Source organism: Alteromonas profundi, from assembly GCF_010500865.1.
Taxonomy (GTDB): Bacteria; Pseudomonadota; Gammaproteobacteria; order Enterobacterales; family Alteromonadaceae; genus Alteromonas; species Alteromonas profundi.
This window is the reverse complement of sequence record NZ_JAAAWN010000001.1, coordinates 160,622-182,002: the sequence shown is the minus strand read 5'-3', so window position 1 is coordinate 182,002 and position 21,381 is coordinate 160,622. Positions and strand designations below refer to the sequence as shown.

Sequence of the window (21,381 nt, the reverse complement as noted above, 5' to 3'; positions counted from 1 at the left end):
AACATGGCGAAAATTAGTCGCATCATCGGACGCGAAATCTTAGATTCACGCGGAAACCCAACCGTAGAAGCAGATGTTTATTTAGAGTCTGGTGTTATGGGCCGCGCAGCGGCGCCTTCCGGTGCTTCTACCGGTAGCCGTGAAGCGCTAGAGTTGCGTGACGGTGACAAATCACGTTACTTAGGTAAAGGTGTTACTAAAGCAGTAGCAGCAGTAAACGATACGATTGCCCCAGCATTGCTTGGTAAAGATGCACTTGCACAAGCTGATATCGATCAGGTGATGATTGACCTTGATGGTACCGAAAACAAAGAAACGCTAGGCGCTAACGCAATTCTAGCGGTATCGCTAGCAACGGCTAAAGCCGCCGCTGCTGAAAAAGGTGTAGCGCTGTATGAACACATCGCTGATCTAAACGGCACCTCTGGTCAATACTCTATGCCAGTTCCTATGATGAACATCATCAATGGTGGTGAGCACGCAGACAACAACGTTGATATCCAAGAATTTATGGTTCAACCTGTTGGCGCAAAAAGCTTTAAAGAAGCACTTCGTATGGGTGCAGAAATTTTTCATGCACTTAAGAAAGTACTTTCAGCTAAAGGTCTTAACACTGCGGTAGGTGACGAAGGCGGTTTCGCTCCAAACCTTAGCTCAAACGCAGAAGCCCTTGCCGTTATTGTTAAAGCGGTTGAAGATGCTGGCTACAAAATGAATGACGACGTTACATTGGCACTTGATTGTGCGGCGTCTGAGTTCTACAAAGACGGTCAGTACGTGCTTTCAGGCGAAGACAAGAGCTTCGACTCAGAAGGCTTTGGCGATTATCTTGCCGACCTTTCTGCACAATACCCTATTGTATCAATCGAAGATGGTCTAGACGAAAGCGATTGGGACGGTTGGGCAAGCCTAACGAAGAAAATTGGCGATAAAGTACAACTTGTTGGTGACGACTTGTTTGTAACCAACACCAAAATTCTTAAGCGTGGTATTGATAACGGTATCGGTAACTCTATCCTTATCAAGTTCAACCAAATTGGTTCACTAACTGAAACCCTAAACGCAATTAAAATGGCGAAAGATGCTGGCTTCACTGCTGTTATCTCTCACCGTTCAGGCGAAACAGAAGACGCAACCATTGCTGATCTTGCTGTGGGTACAGCTGCAGGCCAAATTAAAACGGGTTCACTGTGCCGTTCTGACCGTGTAGCTAAGTATAACCAGCTGCTTCGCATTGAAGAAGCACTTGGCGATGCTGCTACCTATAAAGGTATTTCAGAAATTAAGGGTCAGTAATTTAATGACCTAACGCGTAGGCAATTATTTTGCCTGCTGGGTAAAAAGGCGTTATCGGCGTGAGCTGTTAACGCCTTTTTTGATACCGCTGAAGCTAGCTACCAACGATAAATACTGCTAACGTAAATGCAATTGCAGCATAGACGTACATAAATTATGGCATCTGACGATTTACCGTCATCAGAACAATCAGGCTTTTTTTCTCATTCTGGCGAATTAGGCGGATCTCATCCGCAGTTTACCGAAGTGTGTACCGCCCTGTACGAAAGAGAATTACTAAACATTGCCCATAACGGGCCTAATAATTTGTCCATCGTACGCAGACGTTTGGCGGGCTTGCCCCACCATGTGCGCAGCGTAGCCCGTTACTTAGTCGCAAACCCATCTCCGCTAGAAATAGATGCTCATAACGGTAGTTGGTATATCAAGCAACCATCAAAATGCCCCGGCGTTAACCAAGCGGGTGACACTATAGAAAAATGGTATGCAAAATATGCTCAATGGGGTTTAGTGGTACCTATTCTACACACTACAGTAGAGGGCTTTCATATAGAACTCGACTCGATAGACAAGCTTCAACCCAAGTCACAAGAACACCCTGCACATCTTCATACAAACCTTCATGGGTGGTTCACCTTTTCAGGCAATTGTACCGCCCTCCCAAATAATACTTATACCGCCAAGAAGCTGCTAAAACCTACCAAAGCGATAATGGCATCTGCGTGCAGTGGGCATACATGGCGGCATAAGTCTAAAGGTGCGCCGCGCTCGCTATCGTTACGAGAAATGCGGCTATCAACGAAAATAAATTGGAATAACTTTGGTTTAAGCTAGTTTGGGCTATAAGCAGTAGCGGGTTTCAGCTAAAATCATTTTGAATACCCATGCCTTAAAAGTGAATATTAATACAAACAGCCACCAGCTCAAGGTAGTTAGCTTTGCCTCATTGTTAGTATACCCATCCTAATCTCACTATTCAGGTGTACTTAACGCCGCTTCGAGTGAATAAAAACGTCAGCTGAGCCCAAAAAATAGGATATTTATACTAATTTTTATTTCATTAGTGTTATAACGAAAAAATATACACATTATAGAGAAACAATGGTTGATCTCTCCTCCCTTCATGGTAAATTGTCGCTATCACATTGGTCGGCAAAAAAATCACGAAAATGAGTAACTCTTTTCTACTTCTCACTCTACTCCTTACGGCAGGAAAACTGCACGGGTAGATTGCGACCAGCGATTAATCACACTAAAACCCGTGCACTGCACGGGTTTTTTTTTAACTATGCAAATGAGAGAGCGTCATGACAAATCAAGTGAAAATCTTTGATACCACATTGCGAGATGGTGAGCAGGCCTTACCTGCAAGTCTAAGTGCCAAAGAAAAACTCCAGATTGCGCTGGCGCTTGAGCGTTTAGGCGTAGACATTATTGAAGCGGGCTTCCCTGTATCTTCACCTGGCGATTTTCAATCAGTTCAAATGATTGCCCGTGAAATAAAAAATGCCACAGTCTGCGGTTTATCTCGCGCACTTCCAGGTGATATAGACGCCTGCGGCCAAGCGTTAAGCGTGGCTGAACAATTCCGTATTCATACGTTTATCGCAACGTCTGAAATTCACGTTGGCGCAAAATTGCGTAAGTCTCAAGATGAAATTGTGGACATGGCTGTTGCGGCAATTAAACATGCCCGCAAATATACAGATGATGTAGAGTTTTCATGTGAAGACGCGGGTCGCACCCATATTGATTACTTGTGCAGAATGGTGGAGTCGGCAATTAATGCAGGAGCCACTACCGTTAACATTCCAGATACCGTGGGCTATACCACACCCACTGAATTTGGCGGAATTATTCAGCAGTTGTTTAACCGTGTCCCTAACATTGACAAAGCCATTATCTCGGTGCATTGCCACAATGATTTAGGCTTAGCTGTAGCAAATTCACTTTCTGCGGTAGAACAAGGGGCACGTCAGGTAGAGTGTACTATCAATGGTATCGGTGAGCGTGCAGGAAATGCATCGTTAGAAGAAATAGCGATGATTTTGCAAACCCGTAAAGACATGCTGAACTTAAATACGAACATCAATGCCACCGAGATATCTCGTACCTCTAAATTAGTCAGTCAATTATGTAATATGCCTGTACAGTCGAATAAAGCGATTGTTGGAGCAAACGCCTTTAGTCATTCCTCTGGTATTCACCAAGATGGTGTCTTAAAAGCGCAAAACACATACGAGATTATGACACCTGAGAGTGTGGGCATTAATAAAAACAACTTGAACTTAACCTCACGTTCTGGCCGCCATGTTATTAAGCACCGCTTAACCGAACTTGGCTATAAAGTTGAAGATTATGACTTAGAAGCTGTGTATAGCGCCTTTTTGAAGTTAGCCGACAAGAAAGGTCAGGTGTATGATTACGACCTAGAAGCCTTGTTGTTTTTCGATAAGCAAAAACACGATCAGGCGCACTATCAGTTGCTGTATTTACAAGCTAACTCAGGCCGCGAAATTATCCCAAGCGCTACGGTAAAAATGAAAGTTGGGGACCAGGAAATTATCCAATCGAGCACAGGTAACGGCCCGGTTGATGCGGCGTATAAAGCTATTATGTCCATTTTAGGTCATGAAAACTTAGAGGTCGTCGACTTTAAACTTGATTCTAAAGGTGAAGGGGCAGACGCCCTCGCCCAAGTTAGTGTGATAGCCACATATAAAGAGCGACGTTTCCACGGTATCGGGCTTGCCACTGATATTGTAGAAGCGGGGGTTAAAGCCCTTATTTTCGTACTAAACAATACTTATTTAGCTGACCAAATCGATCAGCAAAAAAATCAACAAGAACGCGTTGCAGGAGTGTAGATGAGCCAGTATTCAATTGCCGTATTAGCCGGGGACGGTATCGGCCCAGAAGTGATGCAAGAGGCCAATAAGGTCTTAGACGCAGTGGAACAGAAGTTTGACGTTAGCTTTAACCGCACTGCTTTTCCCGTGGGCGGCTATGCTATTGATACCGAAGGTGAAGCACTACCCTCCAAAACCCTACTGGGTTGCGAGCAAGCTGATGCCATCTTGTTTGGCAGTATCGGTGGCCCAAAATGGGATACATTGCCCTTAGAGCAACGTCCTGAGCGCGCCGCGCTATTAACCCTGCGCAGCCACTTCGACTTATTTAGTAACCTGCGCCCTGCGCGGATTTACCCTGGCCTTGAAAGCCTCTCTCCGCTGCGTGAAGATATTGCAAAGTCTGGCGTAGATGTACTGGTAGTACGTGAGTTAACCAGTGGTATTTATTTCGGCCAGCCGAAAGGCCGTGAAGGTGAAGGCGAAGAGGAGTTCGCGTTCGATACCATGCGCTATAGTAAACGCGAAATTCGCCGTATTGCCGTAGCTGCGTTTGAAGCAGCACGTAAGCGTGGCGGTAAAGTGACGTCGGTAGATAAAGCTAACGTACTGGTAACTAGCCGTTTGTGGCGCGAAGTAACAGAAGAAGTAGCAAAAGACTACCCTGACGTTACCTTAGATCATATCTATATCGATAACGCCACCATGCAGATTATGAAGAACCCTGCCCAATTTGACGTAATGCTGTGTTCTAACCTATTTGGCGATATTGTATCTGACGAATGCGCCATGATGACCGGCTCAATGGGGTTACTTCCCTCAGCTAGCATGAACGAAGATGGTTTTGGCTTATACGAACCCGCCGGAGGCTCAGCCCCCGACATAGCGGGTATGGGCATTGCCAATCCTATCGCACAAATTCTCTCTGCCGCTATGATGCTGCGCTTTAGCATGAACTTAACTGATGCCGCCGACGCCATAGAAAAAGCCGTAGTGTCCACACTAGAAGCTGGGGTGCTAACAGGCGAACTTCTGCCCCCTGAGCAGCGCGCAGAAGCCGCATCTACATCACAAGTGGGTGATGAAATTGTTAAACAATTAATGGCGCAGGAGTAATTAACGTAATGGCCAAGACCTTATACGACAAAGTGTGGCAGGCACACGTAATCGATCAAATCGGCGATGACAGCCTAATCTATATCGATCGTCACCTTATTCATGAAGTTACTTCACCCCAGGCGTTTGCTGGTTTAAACGAAAAAGGCCGTAAAGTGCGCCGCCCCGATAGAACCGTGGGCACAATGGATCACAGTATTTCTACCCGTTCCCTTGCTATCGACGCCTGTGGGCCACAAAACGCGCTACAGTTGAATACGCTTGCTAAAAACTGTGAAGAGCACGGTATAAAACTCTACCCCGTGGGCCATCAAAAACAAGGTATCGTGCACGTTATGGGGCCTGAGTTGGGCCTTATTCAGCCGGGTATGACAGTGGTATGTGGTGATTCACATACCGCCACTCACGGAGCGTTTGGTGCGCTTGCGTTTGGTATCGGCACTTCGCAGGTAGAACATGTTCTTGCTACCCAAACACTTAAGCAAAGTCGTGCCAAAAGCATGCTGATTAAGGTTAATGGTACCCTGCCTGTAGGTATTACCGCGAAAGACATCATACTTGCCATTATTGGTAAAATTGGCCATGCCGGCGCAACTGGGCACGTTATTGAATATGCGGGCGAAGCGATTACCGGTTTAACCATGGAAGAGCGCATGACGGTGTGTAACATGAGTATCGAAGCGGGCGCCAAAGCCGGCTTGATAGCACCTGATGAAACAACCTTCGAATACCTTAAAGGCCGCGAATATGCACCTGAAGGTAGCACCTGGGATGACGCGCTTGCTTATTGGAAAACACTCTATACTGAAGAAGGCGCACAGTTTGATAGCGTAGTAGAACTGGATGCTGCCGACATTGCCCCTCAGGTTACTTGGGGAACTAACCCCGGCCAAGTTATTGGTGTAGATGCGCCCGTACCAGCACCTGACGACTTTAACGATCCTATTGAAAAAGAAAGTGCGGTAAAAGCCTTAGCGTACATGGGGCTTCAGCCCGGCGAAAAGCTAGCGGATATAGCGGTAAATCATGTATTTATTGGCTCATGTACCAATGGTCGTATAGAAGATTTGCGCGCCGCAGCACATATTGCCAAACAGGGTAAAGTAGCCGATTCTGTTACCGCTATTGTGGTGCCGGGGTCGGGTAATGTGAAAAAACAAGCTGAAGCAGAAGGGTTAGATAAAATCTTTTTAGATGCAGGTTTTGAATGGCGTTTACCTGGATGCTCTATGTGTTTGGGCATGAACGACGACAACTTAGAAGTTGGCGATAGATGTGCTTCTACCAGTAACCGTAACTTCGAAGGCCGCCAAGGCCGTGGTGCGCGCACTCACCTTGTTAGCCCAGCAATGGCAGCCGCCGCAGCCATTAGCGGTAAATTTGCCGACGTTAGAGATTATCAGGAGTAAGCCATGTCAGAGACACAATTAGGTTTCAGCCAGCACACTGGCATTGCCGCACCGTTAGATCAGGCCAATGTAGATACCGATCAGATCATTCCAAAACAGTTTCTTACCGGCGTAACCCGTGCAGGTTACGGTAAGCATTTGTTTCACGATTGGCGCTACCTTGATTTAGAAGAAAAACAGCCTAACCCAGACTTTTCACTGAACAAGCCTGAACACAAAGGGGCGAGTATCTTACTTGCCCGTGAAAACTTTGGCTGTGGTTCAAGTCGTGAACACGCGCCTTGGGCATTGGCCGACTTTGGCTTTAAAACAGTTATTGCCACCAGCTTTGCCGATATCTTTTACGGTAACTGCATTAATAATCAACTTGTGCCTGTCGCATTATCTAGCGCGCAAATGGACACGTTATTCGCCGCAGTTAGTAACGATCCTACGCTTAAAATTACCGTTGATTTGCCTAGCCAAACCGTATCATTTAACGATACCCAGCTAGCATTTGATATTGCAGAGCACCACAAAAACAACCTACTGAAAGGCCTTGATGCAATTGGCCAAACGTTAGAATTAACGGATGCCATTACTGCATTTGAAGGCAAGCAACCTGCTTGGCTATAGCCCTTCTCTGTGGTTAAAATAAGGCGAGTATACCTCGCCTTATTTTATTACAGCACTATTTCGTTCGTCCATTTGGTTAAAGGGAATTACATTCGCCATTTGTAGCTAGCATAGATGGGTATTAAAACGTGAATTGTCGTTACATTCTGTGCCCTTACGTAATTTACTTTGCCTTGAAAATGCGCGTTCAGTTGGAGATGAAATGATACAAGCAGTACCGATAAATGAACTCAAACCTGGCATGTACATCAACCAAGTATTAAAGCAATCAGGTGCAGTTCGTATGCGCTCAAAAGGGATTGTAAAAACACAAAGCGCGATTGATGAGCTACATTCTTTAGGTGTGCGCATTGTTGAAGTGGACATGGAAAAATCGACTATAACGGCATCTTCTAATGATGAAAATAGTGCCTCTCAAGGGGCGAACTCTCTTGTGCATCCACCTTCATCAAATGCGGTTACCCCATCTACGCTCCACGACGCTAAAGATCTGTATGGTGACGCCATTACAATACAGCACGGCTTTATCAATATGTTAAAGCGCGGGGCAGCAAAAGATTTAAGGCCCGTTGAAGAGCTATCGCAAAATATTATCGACAACCTATTTGACAACAATGTTGCCCTTTCCTGTCTTACGTTAATTAAAGGCAGCGATAAGTACTTACTTGAGCACTCTATAAACTGTTGTATTTTAATGGGCATGTTTAGCCAGTTTCTCGGATACGATAGACAAACCATTGAACAGGCAAGTTTAGGGGCACTTCTTATGGATTTAGGTATGTCCTCTTTACCCGAAGATATTCGCAACCACACTGCGCCTTTAAACCCTGCGCAGTGGGAGATAATGAAAAGCCACGTTCACACAAGCCTTGAGATGCTCGCTCAGTGCGAGAATGTGTCTACGCTTACCCTAACGGTTATAGCCCAACATCATGAAAGACAAGATGGCAGTGGCTACCCGGAAGGATTAAAAGGCGACCACGTTTCTTCTTTTGCCAGAATGGCGGCCATTGTCGATGCTTACGATGCAATGACCTCTAACCGCCCTCATAAACAGAGTATTACCCCTACGCAGGCATTGAAAGGGTTAAGAAATATAGAAAATCTCGACCAAGGATTGGTGGACAAGTTTATTCAATGTGTTGGCGTACACCCGGTAGGCTCGTTGGTTCAGCTTTCAAGCGGTAAGCTAGCTATTGTTAGCCAATTGAACAAAGATGACATACTAAGCCCTGTAGTAACAAGCTTTTATAGTGTTACTGGCGATGACGCGAAAGAAGGCGCTTCAAACGACGCTATTTATAAAGATATACAGCGCATCGACTTACGCCAATGCGACGATGAAATTGTATCAGGCGTGCGGCCAGAAGACTTTAAACTAAATCTATCAAGCTTCTTTCAAGATGTGCTTTTAACGTAAGGGGTGTAAAGGTTTCTTTTCTTACAGGTCATTAGAATTCAGCACACTTACCAGTCGGTAAGTGCGCTCATGGTAAATAACTCATCTTCAAACGACAGTACTACACGCTGCGCTTCTATATTTACAATTTGAACCTTATCGTCTATCCAATCGCCTTCAAAACGTTGTTTACCGTTAACCCTAACCCAACGGTCTTCTGCCTGAGATGCGTACATATGCGCACTAAAGTTCATACTAGGTAGGCGGGTAAGTAAGCGTACGGGGAGCTGATCTACCCGCTGAAGGTCGTCGCGTACCGTGACTTTCGGTTTTGAAGAGGTATCGTCATTGCCCGCGCGCGTATCTAATGCTTCTACTGCGGCGTTAAATCGTGCGAGTAATTCGGGGGAAACTTTAACATTGCTATCATCAGTTGCCTCATTAAGTACTTCTCCCCCCTCTCCGGCTAAACTCGCCACAGTATCGTTGCTTCCACCGCTAGTGTTAGCACTGGTCCCGGCGTTTGCATTGCGCTCGGTCTGCGTCGCAGGCTGGGAATTCGCTTCGCTGTTATCTGTGATTGAGGCGGTGGCATGTGCGCTGCCATCATTCGCGTCTTTCGCTGTACTTAGTGATGGCTCACTTTCGCCATCAGCATTTATATCATAGGGTACTGCTATGTGCGCCTCCCCTGTATCAGAGGGTTTATCCGCACCGGTTGTTTGCGTAGCACTGCCTTTGTCCTGCGTACTATCGCTCTTAACTGCGGTGTTGGGCGTCTGTAGCTTCAAGGCGTTCCAAGACGGCCACCATAGCGATGCCGTAGCGACAGAGAAACCAATACCCAAGCCAAGCGTTACCACCACCAAAAACTTGGCTACATCTTTGGCATAGCGCTTCCACATTGAAGGTAAGCCTTGTACTGTGGGCAAAAATAAACTTCGGTTAAACTGCTCAGATAATGACTTATCAAAATTAGCCGAGGTGTCGTGATCGCCACGAAGCAGCGCTTGTGTATGGGTATTACGTTGAACAACTGGGGCTATTTCTACCGTCTGTTCAAGGTCAACTTCTACTTCCTGAACGCCCATTTCAGCCAATCCTTGCACCATAGCGTCGCTGCTAACCAGCCCCGACTTTCTAATTTTCACTGGGCCGTTTTGTTTGGTGATCTGTACTATCACCATGCCAGGTTTTAGCTTTTCAATGTCGATGAGCTTAGACATACAGGCTCCCTAGGCCAAAGCCACATACTATCGCCACCACAAAAGCAATGCCTAAATACCACCGCCTGCGCCCTTGTAAACGCTGGCTAACAACATCATCGCCAAGAATTTGTTCTGCGGCAGCAAAGAAAACCGCTTTTTTAACCACCGCCTGTTGTTTGGTAAATGCCAGTGTAAGTGCACGATCGCACAAAAGATTAATGACCCGGGGAATACCACCGGTAATTTGGTGCACGGCTTTAAGCGTGCTTTGGCTAAATATACTAATGTCGCCGCCTGCCACGCTTAGGCGATGGCCGATATATGCGCGTACTTCCGGTGAGGTGAGAGGCAAAAGGTGGTAACGCGCAGTAATACGTTGCGCTAGCTGGCGTAACTCGTTTCGTTTTAATAACTGTTGCAGTTCTGGCTGGCCTATTAATACCACTTTAAGTAGTTTTTCTCGGTTGGTCTCTAAGTTAGTTAGTAAGCGCAGTTGTTCTAACACTTCTGGCAATAGATGTTGCGCTTCATCAACCATAAGCACGGTATTAATGCCCGCTTGGTGATTGGCTGCAAGCTTACTTAATATCAAATCAGTAAACGATTTCAGGCTGCCCTTTTCAGATTGATAACTTAAGCCTAACTCATCGCATACGGTGGCCAATAATTCCAACGCCGATAGCGTGGGATTAAGGATCATGGCAACCTGGGTATTCTCGGGTAACTGTTGTAATAGCTTTCTTGATACGGTTGTCTTCCCTGTCCCCACCTCTCCGGTAAGCATTACAAAGCCACCACTTTCGCGCAAACCAAACGTGAGGTGTGCCAACGCTTCTTTATGGCGAGGGCTCATATAGAGGTAGTCTGGGTTAGGTGCGATAGAAAAAGGGTTATCGTTTAACCCAAAATAGTTCAGATACATGCTGTTCGCTATTGAAAACTAAAAACGCGAGTTAAAGTACCAGAGCCGCGCCAGAAGTGAAAGTGTGCGTAAGCTTTCGCCTTCTGTAATAATGGCGTTGTAAGCAGTAATTAATAAATAAGAGGCTATATGCAAACTTACTTGGTGGGCGGCGCCGTGCGCGATACCTTGCTAAACCGTCGGGTTGTAGAACGTGACTATGTGGTGGTAGGTGCCACTGTAGAAGAAATGTTAGCAAAAGGCTATACGCAGGTAGGCAAAGACTTCCCCGTGTTTTTACATCCGAAAACCGCAGACGAATATGCCCTCGCCCGTACCGAACGAAAATCCGGCAAAGGCTACACTGGCTTTATTTGCAACGCCTCGCCCACAGTAACCTTAGAAGAAGACCTAAAACGCAGAGATTTAACGGTAAACGCGATTGCGCAGCACCCAGATGGCACGCTTATCGACCCATATGGCGGCCAACAAGATATTGCCAATAAGGTGCTACGCCATGTTTCAGAAGCATTTAGCGAAGACCCACTAAGGGTATTTCGTGTTGCCCGATTTGCCACCCGCTACCATTACTTACAATTTACTATTGCCCCTGAAACCATAGCCCTTATGCAACAAATGGCGCAAAGCGGTGAACTTAAAGCGCTAAGCCCTGAACGTGTGTGGCAAGAAACCAAACGTAGCTTACTGGAAAACTCGCCTGCGGTGTTTGTTGAGGTATTACGGGATATTCATGGCCTTAACGACTGGTTTGGGGAACTTATCACCTCCCAAGCTAGCTTAAACGATGCCATTGAAGCCCTAACGCACACCCACACAGATAAAGAAAGTAGCACCCCGTACAAGATAAAAACACCAGAACAACTACTGTGCATACGTTTTAGCGCCTTGTGTAGCGGCCTGTCTGCCCCCCAAACCCGCGCGCTTTGCCAACGCTTACGCGTACCTAATAGTGTGAGCGATGTGGCACAGCTAGTTAGTCAACACAAAGATACCCTGCTTTCAGAGGCCTTATTTAAAGCCGACACGCTACTTACGTTATTTAACCAAGCCGATGCGTGGCGCCGCCCCGAACGCTTCGACTTGGTGTTGGCGGCCATGACGCCATTAGCGCAAATTAACCACGTAGCCTGGCCTGCTAGAAACGCACTAATTGTTGAGTGCTTAGAAGCAGCTAATCGCGTTAATCCCCAGGAAATTATTGCTCGGGGCGTAAAAGGCCCCGAAATTCGTACTGCGCTTAACAAGGCAAAATATGAAAACATTGCAGCGGTAATATCAAATACAAATATCAACGCCTTATAACAGAATTTTTCAACGTTTCTTGCTATCAATGCTACAATAGGCACCATTCAATATGAGTGTTTTTATACTATGACTTTCGAAGAACTCGAATTAGACGATGCCCTGTGCCATGCAGTGGCAGAAATGGGGTATGAGACCCCTACCAGCATACAAGAGTTGGTGATCCCCCACGCTATGGACGGGCGCGATATTTTAGCGTCTGCGCCTACGGGAACAGGTAAAACCGCAGCGTTTTTATTACCTGCATGCCAGTTTTTATTAGATTACCCCCGCAAACAACCTGGGGCTACCCGTATTTTAGTGCTTACGCCTACCCGCGAATTAGCGCTACAGGTTTTTGAACAAGCTAAAGCAATTACCAAACACACTAATTTGGTATGTGGCGTAATTACCGGGGGCATAAATTATGGCACCGATAAAGAAACCCTTAGCCAAAACTTAGATATTTTGGTGGCTACGCCTGGCCGGCTATTAGAGCATATAGAAAAAGAAACCGCTGACTGTCGCGATATTGAGTGCCTTATTCTTGATGAAGCTGACCGTATGCTAGATATGGGCTTTTCCACGGTAGTAAATCAAATTGCTACTGAGGCGCGCTGGCGTAAACAAAACTTACTGTTTTCTGCCACGCTTGAAGGCGCTGGGGTAAGAAACTTTGCCAACGATATCTTAAACAACCCTGAAGTGGTTGAAGCTAACCCTTCGCGTAAAGAAAAAAACAAAATTCATCAGTGGTACCACCTTGCTGATGACCTTGCCCACAAGCAAGCTTTGCTTGTACACATTTTAAAAGAGCAAGTAACCACCGCGGTAGTGTTTGTAAAAACCCGCGAGCGTCTACAAATGCTTAAAGATTTCTTGGCCTCAAAAGAGGTGCCAGTGTGTTGGCTACAAGGCGAAATGCCACAAGATAAACGCAATGCAGCATTAGCACGTTTTAAAAGCGGTGATGTCCCTATTTTGCTTGCAACCGATGTTGCTGCAAGAGGTATAGACGTACCTGACGTGAGTCATGTTATTAACTTTGATATGCCTAGAAAGGCAGATGTCTATGTTCACCGAATTGGGCGAACAGGCCGTGCTGGCGCAAAGGGCACAGCCATTTCATTGGTTGAAGCCCACGATTTTGAAATGGTGGCTAAAGCCGCCCGCTATATGGATGAACCGTTAAAAGCGCGGGTTATTGCTGAATTAAGGCCGAAAAATAAAACGCCTAAAATTGGCCCTAGAAAGAAAAAAGTTAAAGCAAAAGATAAAACCAAAGCGAGAAGCAAGGCTAAGGTGAAAAAACGCAAATAGGGGCTGGTGATAGCCAATCGTTTTAGCGCGCTACATAAGTGCTGTATAGCGCGCATTCCCCTTCGTATTCAAGAGTACCCATATGTCATTTCCTCCAAAAATAGTATTAGCCTCTGGCAACCAAGGTAAGGTGCGTGAGTTCACTGCGTTGTTTGCCGACTATGGCGTAAACGTGGTTGCACAAAAAGAGCTGGGCGTTGAAGACGTTCCGGAAACGGGCACCACCTTTGTAGAAAACGCCATTATTAAAGCTCGCCATGCAGCCAACGTTACTGGCTTACCAGCTATCGCCGACGATTCCGGCTTAGTGGTAGATGCATTAGGCGGCGCGCCGGGCATTTACTCGGCTAGGTATGCCGGCGATGATGCCCGTGATACCGATAATATTGATAAGCTGCTTGAGGCGTTAGCGCAGCAAGAAAACCGTACCGCGCACTTTTTCTGTACCTTAGTATTTATGCGCCACGCCGATGACCCTGTACCTTTGGTCAGTCAAGGTAAGTGGCAAGGTGAGATACTTACGGCACGTGAAGGCGATGGCGGTTTTGGATACGATCCTATTTTCCACGTGCCTTCGCATGGTTGCACCGCAGCACAGCTTGAAAAAAACGAGAAAAATCGTATCAGTCATCGCGGTAGCGCATTATCTTTATTATTAGATAGTATGAGAGCGTCGTTTGCGTAATCCCCCCTTAAGCTTATATGTGCACATACCTTGGTGTGTGCAAAAATGTCCGTATTGCGACTTTAACTCCCATGGGTTGAAGTCGGCCCTGCCCGAAAAAGAGTATGTTGCCCATTTACTCGACGATTTAGCACAAGATGCAAAGCGTGTTGACACAAGACAAGTTGATACCGTCTTTATAGGGGGGGGAACTCCAAGCCTGTTTTCTGCCCAAGCCATGGCAGACATAATTAACGGCATTAAGGCCCGGGTTAATTTAGCCGAAAACGCTGAAATTACCATGGAAGCAAACCCTGGCACGGTTGAAGCGGGGAAATTTCTTGGTTTTTATGAAGCGGGGGTAAACCGTATTTCTGTGGGCATTCAAAGTTTTCAGCCACAGCACTTACAAGTACTAGGCCGAATTCATAATAGCCATCAAGCAGAGAACGCGGTGAAACAGGCCCACGTGGCTGGCCTTCCTACGTTTAATTTAGACCTTATGCATGGCTTACCAAACCAAAGTGTTGAAAACGCCTTGTCCGATTTAAACAAAGGGATTGCGCTAAACCCTTATCATTTGTCTTGGTACCAACTTACAATTGAGCCTAATACGCCGTTTTATTCACGCCCCCCTGAATTGCCTGATGATGACATTCTGTGGGAAATTCAACAGCAAGGACATCAACGTTTGGAAGCCGCAGGTTATGCTCAGTATGAAATATCTGGGTATGCCAAAGTAGGGCATCAATGTCAGCACAACCTTAACTATTGGCGGTTTGGCGATTACTTAGGCATTGGTTGCGGTGCTCACGGTAAAATAACCGACGTGGTAAATGGCACTATTCATCGCACCGTAAAAGTTAAGCACCCGCGGGGTTATATGGAAATAAGCCGGCCATATATTGACAACGAAACGCAAGTTGAAAAACACGACGTTCCCTTTGAGTTTTTTATGAACCGTTTTCGTTTAGTGGAGCCATGCCCGATTGAAGATTATTACGCATTAACCGGCCAAGTACTTAGCGACGATGTAAAAAAAGCATTAGAAGATGCGCAGCGACAGGGGCTACTTGATATAACGAGTACACACTGGCAGGTAACAGCGAAAGGGCGTCGTTACTTAAATTCGCTATTGTCGTGTTTTGTATAAGCTTTAGGCCTTAATCGGTAGAGCGGCTATGCTTGTTAGGCTGTGCGGTAATAATATCGTACGGGGCAAACGCGGGAACACTTGCACGCAATTTCTCTTCTGCAATATCCAGACGTTTTAGCTTTTCACAAAACCATCGCGCTTTTTTGCGAAGCGTAGTGGCTTTATCACCTACATCTTTGTCTAACTGTTCGCCCACAGATTCTAACTGGCGGGTAATTTCCTCAACCTTTTCACTACTTACATCTTGGCCGTTTGTATTTATACCGCCAATAGCAGATAAAATGCCGCCCACAGAGGTAGAAATTGCTTCTTCTAATTGCGCTTCTATTTCGCTATCAACAAATTCATCTACGCTTTCAAGCGACCCCGGACCAATAAAGTAATGGTTGCTTGCATGGCGAAACTTATCGTTTACGCGGGTTTGCACACGGCGCATTGCTAGGTGCAAACGTTCGTAACTTTCGTGATCGCTGCCTACTAACCCAAGGTATACGTGCTCTATGGTATCAATGGCTAAATCGACACCTTCGGTAGCCAACACAATCATTTTAGGCACTACGTAGTGCAGCCCGTTAGCGTATTCGTTCAGCCATGCTTGTTGTTCTGGGGTTAACGATTGCCAACGCCCTTCGACAAACAACTGCGATTGGTTATTTATTTGCACTAACGTACGCGTCTTTCCCATCACCCGCAGTTGACTATCATTGACTGAAAGGCCGTAGGCAAAGTCAATGTTGCAAGTAAAGTCTGCCGATGCCGGCGCGCACCAACTAAGCAGAAAAACACTGAGAAAACCTGTCGTCAGGCGATTTAAATAATTCATAGAATATATTGTGGCTATCTTAGGGGGAAATAGGAAGATGCCATGAGTCTAAACCGCTAAAAATCAGGGTGAAGCAGCAAGCGCACTGCCTGCCACTTTAAGATTAATGAACCCCGAGATTATGACGTAAAAAACCATTAGTCATTAGTATAAGTACGCACCAAGCGCACATAGACATAGCGATCTTTTTCTTTTATTGAGTGACTCGCATTAAAAAATGCAACAACCCATGCGCGATCCGGATCATCAGCTGAAGGGGTTGATGTCCAGAAGTCGTCGGGGGGAGTAGCCGGGAATACAGCGCTATTAATTGCCGGTCGCACGCAGTCACGCTCAACCAATGAAGCTAACTCTTTTACGTTAGGTAAACGCCACCCAAGCAAATCCTCGTTACTAGCTTCATGGGCCAGCTGTAAGGCTTCTTGCCACGTATACTTTACCGCTTCACCCTCACAGGTAGAACCGTCCCACTCTTGTCCTTCGGCGCAGCGCTTCCATACTAAATCGGTGGGGGTGTGTAAGTAGCTACTTGTGGTCACCACGCTAAAGTCTTCGCTTGGCGTAGTTTCAAGCCCGTTTGCCAAACAGGTTTGTGCCGATACGTTAAACGAACAAGCGGCGGTTAATGCAAATGCTAATATTGTCGTTTTCATTGTTATCTCCCTGCTCTCACTAAACGCACACGTGCCGCTGATGATTTATTGAGAAAGTTATCTACGCCAGAGACAAAATCTAATGCCCAAGCGTTTTGCGCGTCGTCGCTATTCACACCATCGGCACTTGGCACCGATGTCCAATACCAAACAGGATCAGTTGTCGAGGGGCCGGTATGGGGGAAGTATTCTTCATCAATAGCTAAGCTATCAGATATACCTAAATGCATAAGTGAAAATAACTCGTGGTGGGTAGGCATGCGCCAGTCGTAAAAACCACATAGGCCTTGGGCGTTCACAGCAGCAGTATACGCCTGAGTGTTGCAACTGGCTAAGGTACAGCTGGTATTTATACCGTCTTCATCTCCGGCGTAGCCGCCGTTGGTACTATCGCTATACCATGAATACGTATAATCTTTATCTTGTAGACCACCGTCATCGGATTTCACTTCCCACACCAAGCCTGTCACGTTGTCGCGCACACACGACCAAGTATCTGCGTCTGCATCTTGTTCATCGCCGTTAGCATTTAAACGTGTAAAGTCAAAACCTGCTTTGCCTCTTCCTGCTTTTTCTATGAAACCATTTTGTTCAACAATATCGGCACCGCGCTGACCGTCTTGCCCCGGCCATTCATTTTGCTGCGCTTCAGTTATGGCATTGTTGGTAGCCTGTTGTAAAAAGCCTGTATCGTTAATAAGGGGGGTTGGCATCGCGCGTACACCTACGTCAATGGTATCTTCTACTTGGTTTCCATAGGCATCGGTAACGGTGAGGGTATAAGTCACCACTGTGTATTCGTCTATCGCTGGGGCTATGGCAAAGGTAGAAAGCGCATCACTATCGTCTATTGCAGACATTGTTAGTCGTTGCTTATCGTTATTTTCAACAACATGAAACGAGGTTACATTATTGCTTCGCGACCAACTGTACGAGAGGGGCTCAGCCCTGGAAATAGTGGTACTCGCCTGCCCGGCTAAAATAATTGCTTCACCGCTAAACACCCCTTGCGAATATCCTGCATCTACTGTGGGCAAGGTTTCGTATTCTGATTGCACATAAATAGTAACTGTTTCGGTGTCGGTTGCCCCTTCGGCATCTGTTACTGTTAGGGTAAATGATAGAGTTTGCTCTTCATTCGATATAGGGGTAGTGATGGTGAGCGTAGAAAGTGATGTTTCTTCTCCAGCAATAACATTCGTCCCGCTGGTCTGCGCCCAACTGTAACTGGTGATGGCACTGCTTGTATCAGCGGCGTCTTCATCGCTACTAGCTGAGCCATCGAGGATCACTTGCACACCGCCAGGGAAATAATTATCTTCGAGCCCTTCCCACATGGGCACAGAAATTTGCGCTACCGGAGCCACATTCACTGGCGTGACAGAGATAACCGTGACATCCGTATCAGAATTCCCTGAGGTATCGTTTACCGTTACCGTTATACTGTACTGTGTTAATACACTTACCTCTGGGGCGGTAAAGCTGGCATCTGAGACACTGGTATCTGCGTGCGTAATACTCAGGGTGGGTGAAGCCGACCAATGGTAAGTATAACTTCCATCACCGCCCGTCACGTCAGCGCTTAGCGTGTATGTCGCACCTTCGGTAACAGAAGCATCTGGGCCTGCATTTACCAATAAATTAGACGCGCTGCCAGTTGTTCCATCATCGCCGCCTGAACCCCCGCCGCCGCATGCAGACAGTACGGTTAATACCGCTGCGATTAGTAGCAAACGAACACCGCGACTACCCTGTGTAATGTGCATAAAAACTCCCGCCAAACAAAAAGCGTAACCTAAGATAAAATGAAAATATTGATGTTAAAAGTAACACTGACAGTGACACTATCGGGGCGGCGTTACACACAAAAGGGCTTACTTCTAAACCGCTTATCGTGTTTGAATACGCTCTTCATCCTCGCTAACGCGTACCTGCAAGGCTTCAAACTGTTTTTTCCCTGCCGCCACATCTGTCATGTCATAAATCATCATGCTGATATAATCCACCATCCCTGTGGCCGATTTCAGCGGCGCTAAGGTGATATTTTGATACATGAACGACTCACTACCTGTAATCGGCCGATAATTGGGAAACTTAAATAAATAAGGCCGTTGTTCCCATGTCATAAAGGCGCGGGTTTTCAGCTCGAACACTGGTTTGCATTTTTGCTTAAACCAATCTTCTTTAATACTGGGGTATAACGAAAATAACGATTTATCGCGTACATCACTAGGCAACAGGCCGCTGTGACTTTCCATAAAACCGTTCCATACTTGAATAGCGAAATTCCTATCTAACACCACAATGCCCACATCTACCGACTGCAGCATGTCCATCATCCAATGAAACTCAAGTAACTCATCGAGCTGCTGGCTCATTCCATATCCTCCAATAGATGCGCAAGTTTGGCATTCATGGTTTTCATCGACTCTTCCGTAAATAGCAAGATAAGATCGCACTGCACATTGTACCCCTCCAACCCATAGCTAAGTTCGATGGCTAAAGTACGCTTCCACTGCATTTTGTTCATTTTAATAATGTCGGTAATAGCGCGATGCTGGCCTAACACAATTGGGTGACCCTGACTAAAATTCACATCCATCTGGGCGGCAAGACCGGTAAGGCAAGTACCAATAAGAATACTGGCGGCATCCATCAATAGCTCTAATTGCAGTTGGTCGTCTACTTCACCTTCTACGTTAAGAATTTTAGCGACATCCTGAAAACTAGAATCACTTAAAATACACAAGGCCTCGCCACTGATACCCGGCCCTAAAAACCCCTGACATACAGCAGACACCTGCTCATGACTTTCAATATCCGTAAGCATCATATGCAATTCGGTTACTTCAATGATATTGACATTAGGAATGGGTAAGCGAACAAACACATTCATTATTCGCGCTAGATGATCGCCTGCCTGCCCCATAGCAATATTGGTAATTTCTTGATAACAATCTCGAATATCCGGGTCTAGGGCTGTGTAGGGGTCGGCAGAAACTGGGTCTAGCTGTAAAATATTGTGCTTATCTAACACGTCTCGCAGATTTTTAGGGGCGACGGGTTTTTGAATAAAATCAAGCGCACCTAAGGCAATCACACGGTCGTAGGCTTCAGGCTGAATATCGCCTGAAACAACAATAACGCGGGTAGCCAACCCCTGTGTTTTTATTGCCTCTAAGGTGCCATAACCATCTAATACGGGCATATTAAGGTCGAGCAGCAATAGGTGGCCCTTCCCTTCTCGTAGAGCGGTTAAGGCTTCTTGCCCATTTTTTGCAAAGTGAACAGCCACATCCCAGTCTTGCGGAAGGCACTTGGCCACTTGCTTACGGGCGACAAGAGAATCGTCACAAACGAGTACAGAAAACATTAAGCGAACTACCACCTTGCGTAATTATGTTCAGTGCAAACATAGACAGTGCAAACACCTGTTGGGCACTCATATTTATTTTATCGGCACAATAACCATAAACTGAAGTGACAAAAAATAGTAGCCCTATGGTGAACCGAACTTCATCTATTAGGAATAGTACTTTTGGGGAAATTTACACGTCTGTGCGCAATGTTAGCCTAAAAACGAGAAGAAACTATATAGCAAAGGCAGCACCAGCGCAGTGGCAATGCCGTTAATACACAGTGCCAGCGTCGCCATAGCCGCAACATCTTCCCCCATATGTATCGCCCTTGCTGTGCCTATTCCGTGAGCCACAGTGCCCAACGCAATACCTTGGGCGTCGGTGCTTTGCACATTAAACAACCTAAACACCCACCCAGAAAGCACCGAACCTACTATACCGGTAACAATGACAAAAACAGCCGCCAACGCGGGTATACCACCAATCTGACGCGTAGCTTCCATAGCCAAAGGCGTGGTAATAGATTTAGCCAGTATAGTAAGCTGCAAGGCGGTAGGCGCGCTAAATACCCATAATGAATACCAAGCTAATAGTGGGGCAATAACGCCACCCGCACAAATACTTACTATTAAACGCCACCCATAATGTTTTAGCTGCGCCCATTGTCGATAGATAGGCAGCGCGAGCGCTACAGTAACAGGCCCTAACAACCAATGAAGTAATTGCGCCGACACTTGATATTTTTGTACTGAGGTATGGGTGAGCATAAGCACTGCCGCCACGAGCAACACAGTAACAATTAGCGGATGCGCCGCTGGGTGCCCATAACACCGCCGATGAATGGCTAACCCAACAATATACGCAATAAGGGTGATAGTGAGCCAGAACATGCCCTGAAGGGTTACGCTATGCGTAAGTGCGGTTATCATATTTGGCTATTGTCCGTATCATTACCGCGTTTACCAAAGACAAGTACAGTAACTTTACCGGCAAGGCCAAGGCTCATTGCCGTGGACACCACAATGGCAATGGCTATCGCCATCCAATTTTGCATAATATCTTGCCAGTATATGCCTACGCCTAATACAGCGGGCACAAACAATAACGACATATGGGTAAGTAATGGCGTCGCTGCTAGCGCAATAAAGCTATCTAAACCGGAAAACAAGAACAGCATAATTAATAACAAACACAACCCCACCAACGTACCTGGCACAGGTAGATGAAATGACGCCGAAATAACGATGCCCGCGTAATAACACAAAAGAATTACGCCCCAGCCAACGAGCCATTTGCCGGCTTTCGCCATTC

At 46.2% G+C, this 21,381-nt stretch carries 20 protein-coding genes; 11 read left to right on the top strand and 9 right to left on the bottom strand.

Annotated elements, in window-relative coordinates; genetic code table 11:
- The first annotated feature begins 3 nt into the window (after window positions 1–3).
- From eno to GTH32_RS00760, 7 genes are all read left to right on the top strand, one after another.
- Window positions 4–1,296: a phosphopyruvate hydratase gene (gene eno / locus GTH32_RS00790; RefSeq protein ID WP_163083329.1), complete on the top strand. Its 1,293-nt coding sequence runs from the start codon at window positions 4–6 to the stop codon at window positions 1,294–1,296.
- 156 nt (window positions 1,297–1,452) lie between these two features.
- Entirely contained in the window at window positions 1,453–2,130 is a 678-nt protein-coding gene (locus GTH32_RS00785) for a hypothetical protein (RefSeq protein WP_163083328.1), read from the top strand.
- A gap of 473 nt (window positions 2,131–2,603) precedes the next feature.
- A complete protein-coding gene (gene leuA / locus GTH32_RS00780) occupies window positions 2,604–4,163 on the top strand; it encodes a 2-isopropylmalate synthase (protein WP_163083327.1) in 1,560 nt (519 codons plus the stop codon).
- On the top strand, window positions 4,164–5,261 hold the full coding sequence (leuB, locus tag GTH32_RS00775) for a 3-isopropylmalate dehydrogenase (RefSeq protein ID WP_163083326.1): 1,098 nt from the start codon (window positions 4,164–4,166) through the stop codon (window positions 5,259–5,261).
- An 8-nt stretch (window positions 5,262–5,269) separates the two neighbouring features.
- Window positions 5,270–6,670: a 3-isopropylmalate dehydratase large subunit gene (leuC, locus tag GTH32_RS00770; RefSeq protein WP_163083325.1), complete on the top strand. Its 1,401-nt coding sequence runs from the start codon at window positions 5,270–5,272 to the stop codon at window positions 6,668–6,670.
- 3 nt (window positions 6,671–6,673) lie between these two features.
- Entirely contained in the window at window positions 6,674–7,285 is a 612-nt protein-coding gene (leuD, locus tag GTH32_RS00765; RefSeq protein ID WP_163083324.1) for a 3-isopropylmalate dehydratase small subunit, read from the top strand.
- A gap of 202 nt (window positions 7,286–7,487) precedes the next feature.
- The gene (locus tag GTH32_RS00760; protein ID WP_163083323.1) at window positions 7,488–8,705 is read left to right on the top strand and encodes an HD-GYP domain-containing protein; all 1,218 of its coding nucleotides are present in this window, start codon (window positions 7,488–7,490) and stop codon (window positions 8,703–8,705) included.
- Window positions 8,706–8,752: 47 nt separating this feature from the next.
- Here the strand turns inward: GTH32_RS00760 and GTH32_RS00755 are convergent, their stop codons facing one another.
- Both GTH32_RS00755 and GTH32_RS00750 read right to left on the bottom strand, forming a co-directional pair.
- Window positions 8,753–9,910, bottom strand: a complete 1,158-nt coding sequence (locus GTH32_RS00755; RefSeq protein ID WP_163083322.1) for a general secretion pathway protein GspB — start codon at window positions 9,908–9,910, stop codon at window positions 8,753–8,755.
- Window positions 9,903–10,814 carry an ExeA family protein gene (locus tag GTH32_RS00750; RefSeq protein ID WP_163083321.1) on the bottom strand — a complete coding sequence of 304 codons (912 nt, stop codon included), beginning with the start codon at window positions 10,812–10,814 and terminating at the stop codon, window positions 9,903–9,905. The genes GTH32_RS00755 and GTH32_RS00750 overlap by 8 nt, the downstream gene beginning before the upstream one ends.
- Before the next feature lie 129 nt (window positions 10,815–10,943).
- Between GTH32_RS00750 and GTH32_RS00745 the strand changes: the two genes are divergently transcribed.
- The 4 genes from GTH32_RS00745 to hemW all read left to right on the top strand — a co-directional run bounded on the left by GTH32_RS00745 (window position 10,944) and on the right by hemW (window position 15,232).
- Window positions 10,944–12,116: a tRNA nucleotidyltransferase/poly(A) polymerase-related protein gene (locus tag GTH32_RS00745; RefSeq protein WP_163083320.1), complete on the top strand. Its 1,173-nt coding sequence runs from the start codon at window positions 10,944–10,946 to the stop codon at window positions 12,114–12,116.
- 69 nt (window positions 12,117–12,185) lie between these two features.
- On the top strand, window positions 12,186–13,415 hold the full coding sequence (srmB, locus tag GTH32_RS00740; protein WP_163083319.1) for an ATP-dependent RNA helicase SrmB: 1,230 nt from the start codon (window positions 12,186–12,188) through the stop codon (window positions 13,413–13,415).
- 82 nt (window positions 13,416–13,497) lie between these two features.
- A complete protein-coding gene (locus GTH32_RS00735) occupies window positions 13,498–14,100 on the top strand; it encodes an XTP/dITP diphosphatase (protein ID WP_163083318.1) in 603 nt (200 codons plus the stop codon).
- Window positions 14,093–15,232 (top strand): radical SAM family heme chaperone HemW, encoded by a 1,140-nt coding sequence (gene hemW / locus GTH32_RS00730; protein WP_163083317.1) that lies wholly within the window; start codon window positions 14,093–14,095, stop codon window positions 15,230–15,232. Before GTH32_RS00735 ends, hemW begins: the two co-directional genes overlap by 8 nt.
- A gap of 10 nt (window positions 15,233–15,242) precedes the next feature.
- On the opposite strand, the gene GTH32_RS00725 is transcribed toward hemW, so the two are convergent.
- The 7 genes from GTH32_RS00725 to GTH32_RS00695 form a co-directional block, all read right to left on the bottom strand.
- Window positions 15,243–16,058, bottom strand: coding sequence for a YggN family protein (locus GTH32_RS00725; RefSeq protein ID WP_163083316.1), 816 nt, complete (start codon window positions 16,056–16,058; stop codon window positions 15,243–15,245).
- Window positions 16,059–16,195: 137 nt separating this feature from the next.
- On the bottom strand, window positions 16,196–16,711 hold the full coding sequence (locus tag GTH32_RS00720; protein WP_163083315.1) for an Lcl C-terminal domain-containing protein: 516 nt from the start codon (window positions 16,709–16,711) through the stop codon (window positions 16,196–16,198).
- 2 nt (window positions 16,712–16,713) lie between these two features.
- Window positions 16,714–18,477 carry an Lcl C-terminal domain-containing protein gene (locus GTH32_RS00715; RefSeq protein ID WP_163083314.1) on the bottom strand — a complete coding sequence of 588 codons (1,764 nt, stop codon included), beginning with the start codon at window positions 18,475–18,477 and terminating at the stop codon, window positions 16,714–16,716.
- A 123-nt stretch (window positions 18,478–18,600) separates the two neighbouring features.
- Window positions 18,601–19,089 carry a PAS domain-containing protein gene (locus GTH32_RS00710; protein ID WP_163083313.1) on the bottom strand — a complete coding sequence of 163 codons (489 nt, stop codon included), beginning with the start codon at window positions 19,087–19,089 and terminating at the stop codon, window positions 18,601–18,603.
- Window positions 19,086–20,084, bottom strand: coding sequence for a response regulator (locus GTH32_RS00705; protein WP_163083312.1), 999 nt, complete (start codon window positions 20,082–20,084; stop codon window positions 19,086–19,088). The genes GTH32_RS00710 and GTH32_RS00705 overlap by 4 nt, the downstream gene beginning before the upstream one ends.
- Before the next feature lie 195 nt (window positions 20,085–20,279).
- Entirely contained in the window at window positions 20,280–20,999 is a 720-nt protein-coding gene (locus GTH32_RS00700; RefSeq protein ID WP_163083311.1) for an LrgB family protein, read from the bottom strand.
- The gene (locus GTH32_RS00695) at window positions 20,996–21,379 is read right to left on the bottom strand and encodes a CidA/LrgA family protein (protein ID WP_163083310.1); all 384 of its coding nucleotides are present in this window, start codon (window positions 21,377–21,379) and stop codon (window positions 20,996–20,998) included. Before GTH32_RS00695 ends, GTH32_RS00700 begins: the two co-directional genes overlap by 4 nt.
- Window positions 21,380–21,381 lie beyond the last annotated feature (2 nt).

Excerpts from the sequence above, each read along its gene's own strand:
- leuB (WP_163083326.1), top strand. The coding sequence starts at position 4,164 with ATGAGCCAGTATTCAATTGCCGTATTAGCCGGGGACGGTATCGGCCCA.
- GTH32_RS00725 (WP_163083316.1), bottom strand. The coding sequence starts at position 16,058 with ATGAATTATTTAAATCGCCTGACGACAGGTTTTCTCAGTGTTTTTCTG.
- leuC (WP_163083325.1), top strand. The coding sequence starts at position 5,270 with ATGGCCAAGACCTTATACGACAAAGTGTGGCAGGCACACGTAATCGAT.
- GTH32_RS00750 (WP_163083321.1), bottom strand. The coding sequence starts at position 10,814 with ATGTATCTGAACTATTTTGGGTTAAACGATAACCCTTTTTCTATCGCA.
- GTH32_RS00695 (WP_163083310.1), bottom strand. The coding sequence starts at position 21,379 with ATGGCGAAAGCCGGCAAATGGCTCGTTGGCTGGGGCGTAATTCTTTTG.
- srmB (WP_163083319.1), top strand. The coding sequence starts at position 12,186 with ATGACTTTCGAAGAACTCGAATTAGACGATGCCCTGTGCCATGCAGTG.
- leuD (WP_163083324.1), top strand. The coding sequence starts at position 6,674 with ATGTCAGAGACACAATTAGGTTTCAGCCAGCACACTGGCATTGCCGCA.
- GTH32_RS00700 (WP_163083311.1), bottom strand. The coding sequence starts at position 20,999 with ATGATAACCGCACTTACGCATAGCGTAACCCTTCAGGGCATGTTCTGG.
- GTH32_RS00760 (WP_163083323.1), top strand. The coding sequence starts at position 7,488 with ATGATACAAGCAGTACCGATAAATGAACTCAAACCTGGCATGTACATC.
- GTH32_RS00745 (WP_163083320.1), top strand. The coding sequence starts at position 10,944 with ATGCAAACTTACTTGGTGGGCGGCGCCGTGCGCGATACCTTGCTAAAC.
- GTH32_RS00715 (WP_163083314.1), bottom strand. The coding sequence starts at position 18,477 with ATGCACATTACACAGGGTAGTCGCGGTGTTCGTTTGCTACTAATCGCA.
- GTH32_RS00785 (WP_163083328.1), top strand. The coding sequence starts at position 1,453 with ATGGCATCTGACGATTTACCGTCATCAGAACAATCAGGCTTTTTTTCT.
- GTH32_RS00710 (WP_163083313.1), bottom strand. The coding sequence starts at position 19,089 with ATGAGCCAGCAGCTCGATGAGTTACTTGAGTTTCATTGGATGATGGAC.
- GTH32_RS00720 (WP_163083315.1), bottom strand. The coding sequence starts at position 16,711 with ATGAAAACGACAATATTAGCATTTGCATTAACCGCCGCTTGTTCGTTT.
- eno (WP_163083329.1), top strand. The coding sequence starts at position 4 with ATGGCGAAAATTAGTCGCATCATCGGACGCGAAATCTTAGATTCACGC.
- GTH32_RS00755 (WP_163083322.1), bottom strand. The coding sequence starts at position 9,910 with ATGTCTAAGCTCATCGACATTGAAAAGCTAAAACCTGGCATGGTGATA.
- GTH32_RS00705 (WP_163083312.1), bottom strand. The coding sequence starts at position 20,084 with ATGTTTTCTGTACTCGTTTGTGACGATTCTCTTGTCGCCCGTAAGCAA.
- GTH32_RS00735 (WP_163083318.1), top strand. The coding sequence starts at position 13,498 with ATGTCATTTCCTCCAAAAATAGTATTAGCCTCTGGCAACCAAGGTAAG.
- leuA (WP_163083327.1), top strand. The coding sequence starts at position 2,604 with ATGACAAATCAAGTGAAAATCTTTGATACCACATTGCGAGATGGTGAG.